Origin of the sequence: Paucibacter sp. B2R-40, assembly GCF_025717555.1 — a bacterium.
Classification (GTDB): domain Bacteria; phylum Pseudomonadota; class Gammaproteobacteria; order Burkholderiales; family Burkholderiaceae_C; genus Paucibacter_A.
Genome location: NZ_JAJIRP010000001.1, coordinates 327,058 through 341,533, shown reverse-complemented (window position 1 = coordinate 341,533; position 14,476 = coordinate 327,058). Strand labels below are relative to the sequence as shown.

Sequence of the window (14,476 nt, the reverse complement as noted above, 5' to 3'; positions counted from 1 at the left end):
CCGCGCTTGTCATACAGCCGCGCGAATAATCGGTTAGCCTACGCAGCCATGGATGCAGCAGTAAGCCCCAAAACTACGCCAGGGTTTTCCCCAGCCGACGCCTTCGCGAGCTTGAGCCCGCTGGGGCTGGCGCTGTCGCATGAGCGCGTGCTGACTTGGGTCAACCCAAGTTTTGCGGCCATGTTTGGTTACGAAGCGGACGCCTTGATCGGGCAGAGCTTTGCCCTGCTCTTCCCCAGCGAGGCCGAATTCAAGCGTATTGGTCTGCGCATTCAAAACGCCATGCAGGGCTGCGGCAGATACCAGGATGAACGTTTGATGCAGCGCCGCGACGGCCGCCTGCATTGGTTCCGCGTTCACGGTCATGCGCGCGATATCGCCGCGCCTTTTTGCGAAACTGCCTGGATTTTTGAGCCGGTGCTCACCAAGCAATGCGATTCCGAGTCGCTGACGCCGCGTGAGCGCGAGGTTCTGACGGCCATGGCAGCCGGGCAAACCGCCAAGGAATCCGCCAAGTTGCTGGGCCTGTCGCCACGCACGGTCGAGAAGCTGCGTGCCGGTCTGCGCCAACGCTATGACGTTCACAATGCGGCCGCCTTGGTCGGCCGGGTATTGGGCGCAAGCACTGCGGGCCTGGGTCAAAACGGCCCAAGCTAGGGCACGGCATCCCGTTTCGGCTCCCGAAACCTAAGTGATTACCCTAGCGCAATGCTACGTAAAGGAAGTTCCCGTGCCAGGTCTTGCCTTTACGCCCTACATTGGGCGCTCAACTTCAATCGCGCCCTGAACGGGTGCGCCGATGCACAGTGAGCGAACTCATTCTCGAGACCCGCGGACTCAGCAAGGACTTCAAGGGCTTCACCGCCGTTGACGGTGTCGACCTGCGGGTGCAGCGCGGTGCGATCCATGCTTTGATCGGCCCGAACGGCGCCGGCAAGACGACTTGCTTCAATTTGCTGACCAAGTTTTTGGAGCCGACGCGCGGCAGCATCCACTTCAACGGCGTCGACATCACCGGCGAAAAGCCCGCCGAAATTGCCCGCCGCGGCGTGATCCGCAGCTTCCAGATTTCCGCCGTATTCCCGCATCTGACCGTGCTGGAAAACGTGCGCATCGGCTTGCAGCGCTTCACCGGCACCAGCTTCCATTTCTGGAAAGGCCTGACCGGCTTGAAACAGCTCGATGCCCGTGTGCTTGCGCTGTTAGAACTGGTGGACCTGCGCGATATGGCGAAGCTGAAGGCGGGCGATTTGCCCTATGGCCGCAAGCGCGCGCTGGAGATCGCCACCACCATGGCGATGGAGCCCACGCTGATGTTGCTCGACGAGCCTACCCAGGGAATGGGCCACGAGGACGTGGACCGCGTCACCGCGCTGATCAAGCGCGTCGCCGAGGGCCGCACCGTCTTGATGGTTGAACACAATATGAAGGTCGTCTCAAAAATCGCCGACCGCATCACCGTGCTGGCGCGCGGCGCCGTGTTGGCCGAAGGCGATTACGCGGAGGTCTCCAAACACCCGGCCGTGCTGGAAGCTTATATGGGCAGCGAAGCGGCCGAACTCCAGGGAGCCCACTGATGAAGCCCCCACGTTCGCGGCTTTGCCGCTTCTCTGCCCCCCGGGGGGGCGCAGCCTCCCTTGGGGCGGCCCGGCGGGAGGCATGATGACAGCCGCACTCGAAATATCAAATCTGCACGCCTGGTACGGCGAATCCCACATCCTCCACGGCATCAATTTGTCGATTCAAAAGGGTCAGGTCTTGACACTGCTGGGCCGTAACGGCGCCGGCCGTACCACTACGCTGCGCGCCATCATGGGTTTGACCGGCGCGCGCAAGGGCTCCATCAAGGTGCATGGCAGCGAAACCATTGGGATGGCCACGCACCGCATCGCGCATCTGGGTCTGGGCTATTGCCCCGAGGAGCGCGGCATTTTTGCTTCGCTGACGACCGAGGAGAACCTGCACCTGCCGCCGCGTTTGAGCGGAGGCCGCGCCACGCCGATGAGCGATGCGCAGATTTATCAGATGTTCCCGAATCTGGCCGAGCGCCGCCACAGCCCTGGCACGCGGCTGTCGGGCGGCGAGCAGCAGATGCTGGCGGTGGCGCGCATCCTGCGCACCGGCGCCGACATCTTGCTGCTGGACGAAATCTCCGAGGGCCTGGCCCCCGTGATCGTTCAGACCTTGGCACGCATGATCTTGGCACTCAAGGCTCAGGGCTACACCATCGTGATGGTGGAGCAGAACTTCCGCTTTGCTGCGCCGCTGGCCGATCACTTCGTCGTGGTCGAGCATGGCGAGGTGGTGGAGTCCTTCGCTGCTTCGGAGTTGCCGGCCAAGCAGGCCAAGCTCGATGAATTGCTCAGTGTTTGATTGATTGATTTGTTCTTTGTTCGACCCAAAACCACCGCTCCAGGAGACAAGACCATGATCCCTATGTTCAAGCGCACTGCCCTCGCGACCATCGCCGCCGTCGGATTTGCTGGCGCTGCCCAAGCGCAGATCTCCGGCGACACCGTCAAGATCGGCTTCATCACCGATATGTCCAGCGTCTATGCGGACATCGACGGCGCCGGTGGCGTCGAGGCGATCAAGCTGGCGATTGCCGATATGAAGGGCATGGCCGCCGGCAAGAAGATCGAACTGATCTTTGCCGACCACCAGAACAAGGCCGACGTCGCCGCCAGCAAGGCGCGCGAGTGGATTGACACCCAGGGTCTGGACATGCTGATCGGCGGCACCAACTCCGGCGCCAATCTGGCCATGGCCAAAATCGCAGCCGAAAAGAAGCGCCCTTTCATGGTGATCGGCGCCGGCTCGGCCCGCTTGACCAATGAAGACTGCACGCCCTACACCGTTCATTACGCCTACGACACGGTGGCGCTGGCCAATGGCACCGGTGCGGCCGTCACCAAGGGTGGCGGCAAGAGCTGGTACTTCCTGACCGCCGACTATGCCTTCGGTGCCTCGCTGCAGAACGACACCGCAGCGGTCGTCGCCAAGACCGGCGGCCAAGTGCTGGGCAGCGTCAAGCACCCACTCAACGCCAGTGACTTCTCGTCCTTCTTGCTGCAAGCGCAGGGCAGCAAGGCGCAAGTGCTGGGTCTGGCCAATGCCGGCGGCGACACCATCAATGCAATCAAGGCCGCCAATGAGTTCGGCGTCACCAAGACCATGAAGCTGGCCGGCCTGCTGATGTTCATCAATGACATCCATTCGCTCGGTCTGAAGACCACCGAGGGCATGTATTTGACCGACAGCTGGTACTGGAACCAGAGCCCGGAAGCGCGCGAGTGGAGCCGCCGCTTCTTCGAGAAGATGAAGCGCATGCCGTCCTCGCTGCAAGCGGCCGACTACTCCGCCGCGATGCACTATCTGAAGGCAGTTGACGCCATCAAGACCGACGACGCCGACAAGGTGATGGTCAAGATGAAGGCCACGCCTATCAATGACTTCTACGTCAAGGGCAATATCCGCAAGGAAGACGGGCGCGGCATCCATGACATGTTCCTTCTGCAGGTGAAGTCGCCCAAGGAGTCCAACGAGCCTTGGGATTACTTCAAGGTCACCACCCGCATTCCGGGTGAAGAGGCTTTCACCAAGCTGGCAGATTCAAAGTGCCCGCTGGTGAAGAAGTGAGCCCCTCGCCTGCGCGTACGCAGGCGGCCATCGGCGAGACGCCGCTGGCCTTCGTGCCGTCCAAGCCCGCGAAGGCGTGCTTGGAGCCGCGGCACTCAGTCCCCCGAGGGGACGCCGATCATGGCCGGCAGCGGCCGACCATGACATCGGCTCAAGCCGGACTTGGGAGCGGCCCGGCGCCCGGCTTGAAACCAATTCACACACTCAGTACGACATGACAGACTTTTTCGGCATCCCCCTGCCCGCCCTGCTGGGCCAGCTTCTGCTGGGCCTGGTCAACGGCTCGTTTTACGCAATGCTGTCGCTGGGCTTGGCCGTCATTTTCGGCATGCTCAACATCATCAACTTCGCCCATGGGGCGCTGTACATGATGGGCGCCTTTCTAGCCTGGATGGGGCTGGAGTACCTGGGCCTGAACTACTGGCTGATGCTCTTGCTGGCGCCGCTGGTGGTCGGTGTCTTGGGCATCTTGATCGAGCGGCTGATGCTGCAGTGGCTTTACAAGCTCGATCACATCTACGGCCTGCTTTTGACCTTTGGCATCACGCTGGTGATGGAGGGCGTATTCCGCAGCTTCTACGGTGTCTCGGGCCAGCAGTACCAGGTGCCGGAGGCCTTGCAAGGGGCCACCAATCTGGGCTTCATGATTTTGCCCAACTACCGCGCCTGGGTGGTGGTGGCGTCGATCACGGTGTGTCTGGCGGTCTGGGCCTTGATCGAGAAGACGACGCTGGGGGCCACCTTGCGGGCCGGCACCGAAAACCCCAAGCTGGTGCAAGCCTTCGGCATCAATGTGCCGCGCATGATCACGCTGACCTATGCCGGCGGTGTCGCACTCGCGGCATTTGCCGGCGTACTGGCGGCGCCGATTTTGCAAGTCAGCGCGCTGATGGGCAGCAATCTGATCATCGTCGTGTTCGCGGTGGTGGTGATTGGCGGCATGGGGTCCATCCTCGGCTCGATTCTGACCGGCCTGGGGCTGGGCATTGTTGAAGGTTTGACCAAGGTGTTCTACCCCGAGGCCTCGAGCACGGTGGTGTTTGTGGTGATGGCCATCGTGTTGCTGGTGCGGCCGGCCGGTCTGTTTGGCAAGGAAAAATAAGCATGACCGCGCAAGTGTCGACCTCAAAATCTCCCTTCAATCCTGTCTACGGTTACGCGCTGCTGTTCGGCGCCATCGCGCTGCTGCCGGCCCTGGGCGTGTATCCGATCTTCGTGATGAAGGTGCTGTGCTTCGCGCTGTTTGCCTGCGCCTTCAATCTGCTGGTCGGCTTTACCGGCCTGCTCAGCTTCGGCCATGCGGCGTTCTTGGGCACCGCCGCTTATGGCGCCGGCCATGCGCTGAAGGTCTGGGGCTTGTCGGCGCCGCTGGGCTTGATCTTCGGAGCCTTGGCCGCCGGCGGCGTCGGTCTGGCCATTGGCCTGCTGGCGATCAAACGCACCGGCATCTATTTCTCGATGATCACGCTGGCGCTGAGCCAGATGCTGTACTTCTTCTTCCTACAAGCTTCGTTCACCGGTGGTGAGGACGGCCTGCAGTCGGTGCCGCGCGGCAGCTTTTTCGGCCTCGACCTGGCCAACGATCTCACGCTTTACTACGTGGTGCTGGCAATTTTCATTGCCGCTTTCTGGCTGATCTACCGCACCGTGCATTCTCCGTTTGGTCAAGTCTTGACCTCGATCCGCGAGAACGAGCCCCGCGCCATTTCGCTTGGCTACGACGTTGACCGTTTCAAGCTGCTGGCCTTTGTGTTGTCGGCCACTCTGGCCGGGCTGGCCGGCGCCACCAAGACGCTGGTGCTGGGCTTCGCGACGCTGACCGATGCCGTCTGGACCACCTCGGGTCTGGTCATTTTGATGACCCTGGTCGGCGGCATGGGCACCTTGGTCGGCCCCATGGTTGGCGCGCTGATCATCATTGCGCTGGAGAACAAGATCGGTGATTTGGGCAAGGCCTTGGCCGACCTGACCGGCATCAATTGGTTCAATGGCCTGGGTGAATCGGTCAGCCTGGTGACCGGGCTGATCTTCATCGTCTGCGTGCTGGCCTTCCGGCGCGGTGTGGTGGGCGAGGCGGTCGCCTTGTGGGACAAGGCTAGGGCAAAAGTCTGATTCAGACCCTGTACAAAGCCGTGATCGCCTCAACCAACTGGGCCGGGCCAAAGGGCTTGGCGATGAAGAGGTCGGCGCCGCAGGTCTTGGCATCGGCCTTGATCTGATCGACCGGCTTGGCGCTGATCAAGACCACCTTGGGGGCATTGGCGCCGCCCGCAGCCTTGATTCGCCGGCAAGCCTCAACACCATCAAATTCGCCCGGCATCATGATGTCCATCAACACCAGATTGGGCGCAAGCGTGTCTATCAGCGCCACTGCACTGGGACCGTCATGAGCTTCATGAAGCTCGAAGGCATCGGCCAGATCCAAGGTCGCGTGCAACAGGGCGCGGATCTCTTCGTTGTCATCGACGATCAGAATTTTCAATTTCATGCGTTCAGACTCCGGACTTGCGCAAATTCGGCAGTTGGGGCGGGGGCCCCACGAGACGTCCGCACAAGGTTACTCCAAAATCTGACCCATCGCTCATATAAAGCGGCGGGCCTGCCCCGTCGAAGCAAGGCCCTAGCAACGCTGGCCTGCTTTGGTCTGCACAGCGTGGCTGAACTGCGGCCATGCCATCGACCCCTTTTTGCCTTCAGCCTCGCGCCCTACCCTTGAGCTGATCCGCTGAGATCGGCCGGCCAGTTGCTGCGTCAACGGCGTGGCCGACCGCGACCTCGACAAAGATGTCAAACGCCCAGCCAAACCGCCAAGCACCAGCGGCACGGTGTGCGTCGAGGGGCGCAGCTGCTGGGGGGCAGGTCTTGCCTTGGCGGCGACGTGGGGTTCGCCTTGCTCCGACCAAGTAACGGTTTAGAAATGCCGCACTTCTCGTGCGCATTTCACAGGATTGAAAACTCCTTGGGGATGACAAACCTCTATTCGGTGGCCCCCGCACAGACACTGCGAGGCCGATCTGCACGCCCTTTTGCCGTGCGACGCCAACCGATAGAGGAGGAATCCAATGCAACGCAAGAATCGTCTCAGCCTGGCGCTCGCCGCCGCCGGCTGCATTGCAAGCACGCCGGTGTTCGCCGCGCCAGTGCTGCTCAGTCAGACCTTCCAAGTCAGCAACTCACTGGATCGCAACAGCGTTTCATTGAACTTCGATTTGGGCAGCTTTTTGTCCGGCCGAGGCTATGGGTCCAAAGACATCGTCTCGGGCAACGCCACGCTGCATGGCTACTCGGACATTCAATATGGCGCAGCGACAGCGTCGGCTTACGGTGACTATCAGCTAACCGGCCAGACCAGCCACCAGGCGCAGTACTCCTACTACGCCGGTGACACCAACAATTGCGGCTGGTGGGCCGACGAGCCCTGCGGAAACGGTCGCAATGTATATGTAAATTACAACATTCAAGACACCAACACCACGCGTTATCGCGATATCAAGCACGAGGATTTGGTGGCGGACAGTATGAAGTTGCTGATCGGCGCCAGCAGCGCAGGCGATGTGGCCGAGACCAGCAGCAGCTCCATCGGCAACTATGGCGGTGCGCAATTTGAACGCAAAGACTGCAAAAGCACCGACGGTTACGGCAACTGCAGCTATTTCAACAGGTATGCCAAACAGCGCGACACCTATAGCGCGATCTATGGCGCGCTGGACAGCAGCCTGAGTTTCGACGCTGCGGCCTTGCTGGACGTGCGCAGCGATGGCATCTTGGGCGTCGGCGTCCAGGCCACGGCCGGGCAGTTCAAGCTCAGCTCGATCAGCTTTGACGTGATGGTGGAAAAAGCCGCCGCAGTGCCTGAACCTGCGTCCCTGTTGTTGGCCGGCACCGCCATCGCGGCTTTGGCAATGACGACGCGTCGGCGCCGAAAGGTGAACGGATCCCGCATGCCCTGAGCCAGACTCCGGCGCCAGGCGGTCATCGACTCGTCTTTCGGCACTCCTTCACGCCTGCCCGGTCAAGTCCCCCAGGCGGATGCCGAAATTCGATGCTGTGGCCGTCTTGGCCGGTTTGACTCTTTCTGTGTATCCCATGATTCCTTACCGTTCGATCTTGATTGTGGGCGGCGGCACCGCTGGCTGGATGGCGGCCGCCTACTTGCAACGTGTGCTGGGAAGCAACCCCGAGACACCGGTGCAGATTCGGCTGGTCGAATCGATTGAAATCGGCAGCATTGGCGTCGGCGAGGCGACGGTGCCCACCTTGTTGTCAACCCTGCAAGCGATCGGCATCCCCGAGTCTGATTTGTTCACGCAGGCGGACGCCACGCTGAAGAACGGTATCCGATTCAATGGCTGGAAGCATGGCGGCTCAGCCGCTACCGACCATTACGATCATCCTTTCGACCCTCCGGTCTCGCTGGCAGGGCATTCGACCATGGTGCATTGGATGAACCTGCGCCAGCGCGGCTTGACGGAGCAGGCTTTTGATATGGCCGGCGGTGTACAAACGGCCTTGTTTGACAAGAACCAGTCACCCAAGTTCTTGGACTCGCCCGACTACCAGGCCCCGATCACCTACGCCTACCATCTCGATGCCATCAAGCTGGCGGCGCTCTTGCGCAAGGTGGCCAGCGAGCGCGGCGTGCAACACAGCTATGGCGAGGTCACGGACGTTGAGGTCGGCGAGGAAGGCATCAAAGCCGTGCAGCTCAAAGATGGCCAGCGCCTGACCGCCGACTTGTATATCGATTGCACCGGCTTTGCCGGCCTGCTGATCGGCAAGGCGCTGAACGTGCCCTGGGTATCTTATGCGGACAGCCTCCTGTGCGACCGTGCGGTCGCCTGCCCGATTGCCCACCCGCATGCTCAACAGCCACTGCGCTCCTACACCACCGCCACCGCCCGCGCCGCCGGCTGGACCTGGGAGATCGACCTGCAATCCCGCACCGGCAGCGGCTATGTGTATTCGTCCGCCCATTGCTCCGACGACGAGGCTGTCGCCACGCTGCGGCAGATGCATGGTTCGGCCTCTCCGATGGCGGAGCCACGCTTGCTGAAGATGCGCATCGGCCACCGCGCCCGCATGTGGGAGAAGAATTGTCTGGCGCTGGGCCTGGCGGGAGGCTTTATCGAACCGCTGGAGTCGACAGGCATCTTCATGATTGAACGTGCCTTGCAATCCTTCTTGGACTTCCTGCCCGCCACGGCTTCGGCCCAACATGGTCGGAACAAGTTCAATGTCCTGATGGCCGATCTGTATGACGAGTTGCGAGACTTCGTTCTGCTGCACTATGTGATTTCGGGCCGGCGCGACACGCCGTTCTGGCGCGCCTACACCGAGGAGGTGGTGATTCCGCCCAGCCTGCAAGAACTGCTCGATCTGTGGGATGAAAAGTTACCCCATAACACCGATATTCAACGCAAGCAATCCTTGTTCGCCGCCGGCAACTACTTCTACATCTTGGCCGGACTGAACCGCCTGCCGTCCAAGGGCATCGGCCAATCAAGCTATCTGGCACCCGCCGTCAGTCAAGGTGTACTGGCCCATATCGCCAAGATCCGGGCCGCTGCCGTCCAGCAATCGCCAACGATGCGCGAATTCACCAACAAGATGCGCGCTTGAAGGCGCCGTGGCAATCCAATGGCGCTACTGGGCGCGTCTTGTAGGCGGGCCGGGCCGCCAAAGGCTGGCTAAACTGCCGCCATGCTATCGACCCGTTTTGCCTCCCGCCTGGCCCCCTATTTGAATCTGATCCGCTGGGATCGCCCGGCCGGCTGGCTGCTCTTGCTCTGGCCCACCCTGAGTGCGCTTTGGATAGCCGCCGACGGCTTCCCCGGCTGGCATCTCTTGATTGTTTTTACGCTGGGCACCATCTTGATGCGCTCGGCCGGCTGCTGTCTCAACGACGTGGCCGACCGTGACTTCGACAAACATGTCAAACGCACCGCCCAGCGGCCCGTCACCAGTGGCGCGGTGACGGTCAAGGCGGCGCTGCTGCTGGGGGCAGGTCTTGCCGTGGCGGCGTTTGGCCTGGTGCTGACGACCAATGCGCCGACGATTCTGCTGTCCTTCGGCGCGCTCTTGGTCGCCATTCTTTACCCCTATGCCAAACGGGTGTTCGCAATGCCGCAGGCGGTCTTGGGCGTGGCCTTCAGCTTCGGCATACCGATGGCTTTTTCGGCCGCTCTGGGCGGCACGAGCTGGAGTTTCGCCGCCATCAACGCTGCGGTGCCGTTATCGGCCTGGGCGCTGCTGCTGGCCAATCTGTTCTGGGTGCTGGCCTATGACACCGAGTACGCGATGGTGGACCGCGATGACGATATCCGCCTCGGCATCAAGACCTCGGCGCTGACGCTGGGCCGCTTTGATGTGGCGGCGGTGATGGGTTTTTACGCTGTCTATCTGCTGGCCTGGACGGCACTGGGGCTGCGCTTCGGGCTCGGTCAAGTTTTCTTGGTCGGCATGGCCGTGGCGGCCGCGCAGGTCATCTGGCACTTCACGCTGATCCGCAGCCGCACTCGGGAAGGTTGCTTCCAGGCCTTCCGTGAAAACCACTGGTTAGGGTTTGCGGTATTTGCGGGCACCGCATTTGATCTGGCGCTGCGCTGAACTACTCAAACGGATAGCGCACGCCAAGCTGCTGCCTTATTTCATCCATCCAGGCCAAGGAGGCCAAGGTCTCGGCATGCGGCACGACCGGGCTTTCGATCAAGCCGGCGCGCGCGCAGGCTTGAGTTTCCTCGATTTCGGCCTCAAAGCCATTGAAGCGCAGCGGCGCTTCAGCCTGAAGCGGCGGCTCACCATGGCGATGCAACAAAGCTTGTGTCGCCGACGAAAACTCGCCCGGTAAGCTGATCACACCGCGTTCACCAAAAATACGCAGACCGTTGTCGGCAAAGCCATCCACCGCGCAGATGAATTGCGAACTGATGCCACCGGGGAAGTTCAGCATGCCGGCGACGCGCTGATCGACGCCGGTCGGCGCCAGCACGCCGCTGGCTTGAATTGACAGCGGCTCGGGGCATGCGCCCAAGGCCTGCTGCAGCACCCAGCGCGTCATCGTCAGGTTGTAGATGCCGATGTCCAGCAAGGCACCGCCGGCCAGGGCCGGGTCATAGATTCGGCTGCTCGGGTCAAACGGCGCGTTGAGGCAAAAGCTTGATTGGATGCCGCACAGGTGCCCGATGGCCTGCTCACGCAGCCAGCCTTGCACGACCGTGTAAATAGGCAGAAAGCGCGTCCAAACTGCCTCCATCAGGAAGACCTCGCGCTCACGAGCCAGCCGCACCAGTGCCTCGGCTTGCGCCAGATTGGGCACCAGCGGCTTCTCGCACAGCACGGCCTTGCCAGCGAGCAAGCACTGGCGAACCAAGTCGCCATGCTGAGCGTGAGGCGTGGCGATGTAGACGGCGTCTAAGTCCGACTCCGCCAGCAATGCAGCCAAATCCGTCTTCACCTGCGCCGCCGCATGACCGGGCACACAGGCGAGCTCCGCAAAGGCGCTCGCACGCGCTGCGTCTCGCCCAAGCACCCAGCACAGTTCAGCACCCGCCACATGGGGCAAGGCGGCAGCAAAGCGGCGAGCAATTCCGCCCGGGCCTATCACGGCCCAGCAGAAGCGGCTCATCAGAGCCTGCTCAAATAACTCGCCAACTCAAGCGCCTTTGAGCTGCGCCTTCAAGGCCTTGCCTTCTGCGCGCTTGACCCTGGTCGCTGCGCGTTGATAGACCTCTTCGGCCTTGGCACGCAACTCGACCGCTTTGGCAAGCGCGGCTTGGTACTTCTCGATCGTGTAGGTATTCTCGGTGCCGATGTAGACACTGCGTCCGCTGGGCGTCTGGCCATAACGCGGCAAAGACACGGCAAAGCTGCAGTCACGCACGCGGCTGCTGGCACGTTGCCTGACGATAGGCCCGGAGATACCAACCGGCAGGTCGTTACCCTTGTTGCCGCTCGGTTTGCGCTGCAGCCTTGATGGGGCCGGCAGTTTGGCAATCCGACTCAACAATTCCTTGGTCGCCAAGGTCAGGGCTGCGGCAGCGCCGCTCCCGTCTTGCGAGTGATCGGAATAGAGCTTGGTGCCACCGTAACGCAATTGCCAACCATGTGTACTCTGGTGGTCAATGCGCTGTATGCACTGTGGGACGGCGAATTGCTCGCCGCTAAAAATGACAATATCACGTGTTTTCATGAGATTCCTCAAAACGGCTGATGAACCCCCCTAGTTTGTAATTCTACGGCCTATTGTTCATTCTTGTGCAAGTCATAACGCGATTAATAACCGGTATATCGCGTACTAGTTCCGGTGTGAACAGCTCCATCACACGTAACTGAGCGCCACAACGGCTGAAAACAGAGTTGCGCGACCACAACATTTGCTTGGAAGCGGGCGTGCCGGTGGCCAGCAACCACTGCTTTTCCATCTGCCGGCGCGTGTGCCCGTAACGCGCCAAACGCCGGGGCTGCAGCTCGCTGCGATGTACACGTCGGTCGCTGTAAAGCAGGTCTGCAAGTGGTCTTGGGCCGAGGCCTTTGAGGGCTCGCCAGGGGCCGGCCAGCGCGCTGGCGTGCAAGCTCGAGCGCGCCCAGACCAAAGGCCGTCCGTCGACCCGCAGAATCACCTCGCGCACCAAGGTGCAGCCGCGCCGCGGCCGACCCAAGGCGTCGAGCTCGCGCGCGCGCAGGGGCGCAATGCGTTGACTGATGAGTTCGACCTCGAAGCGCTCGCCTAACTGAGCCAGGCGACGGCTCAGCGAGCCTGGCGCACGCAGCCAAGCGCGCAGACTGTTCCGACTAGCGATACCCATAGCGGAGCGGCAGGCTCAGGCGCCGAACTCGTCACCCAATTCGCTGGCCCGTTGGCCGGCAGCTTTGACCGCCCGCTGGATGGCTTCGCCAACACCGTCGGCTTGCAAGCTGGACAGTGCCGCATAGGTGGTGCCACCCTTGGATGTGACGCGCTCCCGCAGCGTGGCCGGGCTGTCGCTGGACTGCTGTGCAAGTGCTGCAGCACCTGCACAGGTAGCGAGCGCTAACTGGCGGGCCTGTTCCGCACTCAAGCCCAATGCGACGCCGGCGGCCATCATCGCTTCGACGACATAGAAAAAATAGGCCGGGCCGGAGCCGGACAAGGCGGTAACGGCATCCAGATCGACCTCTTGCTCCAACCACAAGACCTGGCCGGTGGGTGCCAAGACTTGCTCCACCAAGGCCTTGTCGGCCAGCGTGACCTCGGGCCGGGCATAGAGGCCGGCAATGCCTTGACCGATCAGCGCCGGCGTATTGGGCATCGCCCGCACGACCCGTGCCGCGCCGGTGGCGCGCTTGAGTGCGTCACTGCGAATGCCGGCCATCACCGACAGCTGCAAGGCCTGCGCCACATAGGGCGCGCAAGGTGCGGCGGCCTCGGCAAACAGTTGCGGCTTGACGGCCCACATCAGCAAGTCAGCCCTGGCCAGCGACGCATCCGCCGCCGCCAAGGCCGTCAAGCCAAAGTCGCTCGCCAATTTGGTGCGCTGCGGCCCATAGGGCTCGACGACGATCAGCCGCTCGCGCGCATGACCGGATTTGAGCAGGCCACCAATGATGGCGCTGGCCATATTGCCGCCGCCAATAAAGGCAATCGTTGGCTGAGTCATAGCAGGACCGGGTGAGAGCTTCAATTCGACGCCGCGGCCGATGCTGCGGCGGGCGCTTCGGCCGGCGCGACAGGGTTACGCTGCACCACCACGCCGGGCGACAGCGAGATGTCATTGGCCACCGTGACCTTGGTGACGTAATGCCGGGTCTCGCCGAAGCAGCTGGTCGGCAAGCCAACCTTTTCTTCGTAGTGCAGGGTGACGCGCTTGCCCATCACTTCGGTCAATTCAGCGGCGATCGCATCATCCATGGCGGTGAACTGAAACTTCTCCACGGTGGCGCTGCCGGGTATGGACACCAGTGCCAGTTCACCTTCCCAGGTCTTGCAGATCCAGCCCTTTTTGGACAGCTTTTGAATCCAGCCGGCTCGCTCTCCCGAGGAGTAGCTCCAGTTCAGCGCGATGTAAAAATAGCCAAAGGCCAACAGGCCCAGCAGCAGCAAGGCCAGCAAAATTCTCTTCAAGGTCATGGCGGATCAATCGGGGGGTGGCTTAGGTTCAAGGCGCCTTGGCTGCCGGGGGGGCAGCAGACGGAGTCATGAGAGGGACCGGGAATTTTACAAACGCCGCCGCCAAGGCCCGGTTGATGGCGGCCTCGGCCTGTTCGGCGCTGAGTTGATCCGAGACGCTGCCGGTCACCACGCCTTCCCAAATCATTTGCTTGCGGGCTGCGTCAACAACGTCGATATTGAGCGTGCCCTCGGTGTACTGCGACACGCTGTTCATGTCGCGGTAGTAAGGCCATGGCGCGTAAAGCCCGCCGCGATAGCCGTAATAGCCGATGCCATAACTGGGCCCCGGCGAGACGCGCAACTTCTCGCTCAAGCTGGCATTGAAGTTGATCAGCAACTGCGGCGCGGCCGCATCAAAGCGCAGGCCGCGCGCCTCCAGCTCGCGCTGGGCCGCAGCCTTCAGCTGGCCCGACACCAGGGTCTGGTAGCCGCTGCGGTCGGTGCCCAAGGGGCTGACAAAGGCAAAAGTCTTGTATTGGCTGAAGTCGGCCGCGCGATCCATCTCGACCTGCACCTGTGGGCCGCTGGCGCAGCCGCTCAGGCCCAGCCCGCCCATGGCGAGCGTCAAGACCAAGCTCGAAGTCAACAAAGGTCTGAACAAGTTTTTGCTATTCGTCATGGCGATCTCCAAATGGGCAATGTGCGCCGGCTCGACCCTGCTGAGGTCAGCAACGGCCCAAGCCAGCCAGC

At 61.9% G+C, this 14,476-nt stretch carries 16 protein-coding genes; 9 read left to right on the top strand and 7 right to left on the bottom strand.

Features of this window, described 5'->3' with window-relative positions; all coding sequences use genetic code 11:
- Positions 1 to 48: 48 nt before the first annotated feature.
- The 6 genes from LNV09_RS01510 to LNV09_RS01485 all read left to right on the top strand — a co-directional run bounded on the left by LNV09_RS01510 (position 49) and on the right by LNV09_RS01485 (position 5,751).
- Positions 49 to 657, top strand: coding sequence for a LuxR C-terminal-related transcriptional regulator (locus LNV09_RS01510; RefSeq protein WP_263555300.1), 609 nt, complete (start codon positions 49 to 51; stop codon positions 655 to 657).
- A gap of 149 nt (positions 658 to 806) precedes the next feature.
- A complete protein-coding gene (locus LNV09_RS01505) occupies positions 807 to 1,577 on the top strand; it encodes an ABC transporter ATP-binding protein (RefSeq protein ID WP_263555299.1) in 771 nt (256 codons plus the stop codon).
- A gap of 85 nt (positions 1,578 to 1,662) precedes the next feature.
- Complete coding sequence (locus LNV09_RS01500; protein WP_263555298.1) at positions 1,663 to 2,373, top strand: ABC transporter ATP-binding protein; 711 nt, start codon at positions 1,663 to 1,665, stop codon at positions 2,371 to 2,373.
- A 63-nt stretch (positions 2,374 to 2,436) separates the two neighbouring features.
- Positions 2,437 to 3,639 (top strand): ABC transporter substrate-binding protein, encoded by a 1,203-nt coding sequence (locus tag LNV09_RS01495; protein WP_263555297.1) that lies wholly within the window; start codon positions 2,437 to 2,439, stop codon positions 3,637 to 3,639.
- A gap of 214 nt (positions 3,640 to 3,853) precedes the next feature.
- Positions 3,854 to 4,741, top strand: coding sequence for a branched-chain amino acid ABC transporter permease (locus LNV09_RS01490; protein ID WP_263555296.1), 888 nt, complete (start codon positions 3,854 to 3,856; stop codon positions 4,739 to 4,741).
- Between the two features lie 2 nt (positions 4,742 to 4,743).
- On the top strand, positions 4,744 to 5,751 hold the full coding sequence (locus tag LNV09_RS01485) for a branched-chain amino acid ABC transporter permease (protein WP_263555295.1): 1,008 nt from the start codon (positions 4,744 to 4,746) through the stop codon (positions 5,749 to 5,751).
- A 1-nt stretch (position 5,752) separates the two neighbouring features.
- On the opposite strand, the gene LNV09_RS01480 is transcribed toward LNV09_RS01485, so the two are convergent.
- The gene (locus LNV09_RS01480) at positions 5,753 to 6,127 is read right to left on the bottom strand and encodes a response regulator transcription factor (protein ID WP_263555294.1); all 375 of its coding nucleotides are present in this window, start codon (positions 6,125 to 6,127) and stop codon (positions 5,753 to 5,755) included.
- A gap of 574 nt (positions 6,128 to 6,701) precedes the next feature.
- On the opposite strand from LNV09_RS01480, the gene LNV09_RS01475 reads away from it, so the two are divergent.
- The 3 genes from LNV09_RS01475 to ubiA all read left to right on the top strand — a co-directional run bounded on the left by LNV09_RS01475 (position 6,702) and on the right by ubiA (position 10,245).
- Positions 6,702 to 7,589: a PEP-CTERM sorting domain-containing protein gene (locus tag LNV09_RS01475; protein WP_263555293.1), complete on the top strand. Its 888-nt coding sequence runs from the start codon at positions 6,702 to 6,704 to the stop codon at positions 7,587 to 7,589.
- Positions 7,590 to 7,725: 136 nt separating this feature from the next.
- Complete coding sequence (locus tag LNV09_RS01470; RefSeq protein ID WP_263555292.1) at positions 7,726 to 9,258, top strand: tryptophan halogenase family protein; 1,533 nt, start codon at positions 7,726 to 7,728, stop codon at positions 9,256 to 9,258.
- A gap of 81 nt (positions 9,259 to 9,339) precedes the next feature.
- Complete coding sequence (ubiA, locus tag LNV09_RS01465) at positions 9,340 to 10,245, top strand: 4-hydroxybenzoate octaprenyltransferase (RefSeq protein WP_263555291.1); 906 nt, start codon at positions 9,340 to 9,342, stop codon at positions 10,243 to 10,245.
- Between the two features lies 1 nt (position 10,246).
- On the opposite strand, the gene LNV09_RS01460 is transcribed toward ubiA, so the two are convergent.
- From LNV09_RS01460 to LNV09_RS01435, 6 genes are read right to left on the bottom strand one after another with little or no spacing between them, the layout of a single operon-like run.
- The gene (locus LNV09_RS01460) at positions 10,247 to 11,263 is read right to left on the bottom strand and encodes a Gfo/Idh/MocA family protein (protein ID WP_263555290.1); all 1,017 of its coding nucleotides are present in this window, start codon (positions 11,261 to 11,263) and stop codon (positions 10,247 to 10,249) included.
- Between the two features lie 27 nt (positions 11,264 to 11,290).
- The gene (locus tag LNV09_RS01455; RefSeq protein WP_263555289.1) at positions 11,291 to 11,827 is read right to left on the bottom strand and encodes a hypothetical protein; all 537 of its coding nucleotides are present in this window, start codon (positions 11,825 to 11,827) and stop codon (positions 11,291 to 11,293) included.
- A 43-nt stretch (positions 11,828 to 11,870) separates the two neighbouring features.
- Positions 11,871 to 12,443 (bottom strand): chorismate--pyruvate lyase family protein, encoded by a 573-nt coding sequence (locus tag LNV09_RS01450; protein ID WP_263555288.1) that lies wholly within the window; start codon positions 12,441 to 12,443, stop codon positions 11,871 to 11,873.
- Positions 12,444 to 12,458: 15 nt separating this feature from the next.
- Positions 12,459 to 13,274 carry a pyrroline-5-carboxylate reductase gene (gene proC / locus LNV09_RS01445; protein ID WP_263555287.1) on the bottom strand — a complete coding sequence of 272 codons (816 nt, stop codon included), beginning with the start codon at positions 13,272 to 13,274 and terminating at the stop codon, positions 12,459 to 12,461.
- Between the two features lie 20 nt (positions 13,275 to 13,294).
- On the bottom strand, positions 13,295 to 13,744 hold the full coding sequence (locus tag LNV09_RS01440) for a hypothetical protein (protein ID WP_263555286.1): 450 nt from the start codon (positions 13,742 to 13,744) through the stop codon (positions 13,295 to 13,297).
- Between the two features lie 28 nt (positions 13,745 to 13,772).
- Positions 13,773 to 14,405, bottom strand: a complete 633-nt coding sequence (locus LNV09_RS01435) for a DUF4136 domain-containing protein (protein ID WP_263555285.1) — start codon at positions 14,403 to 14,405, stop codon at positions 13,773 to 13,775.
- Positions 14,406 to 14,476 lie beyond the last annotated feature (71 nt).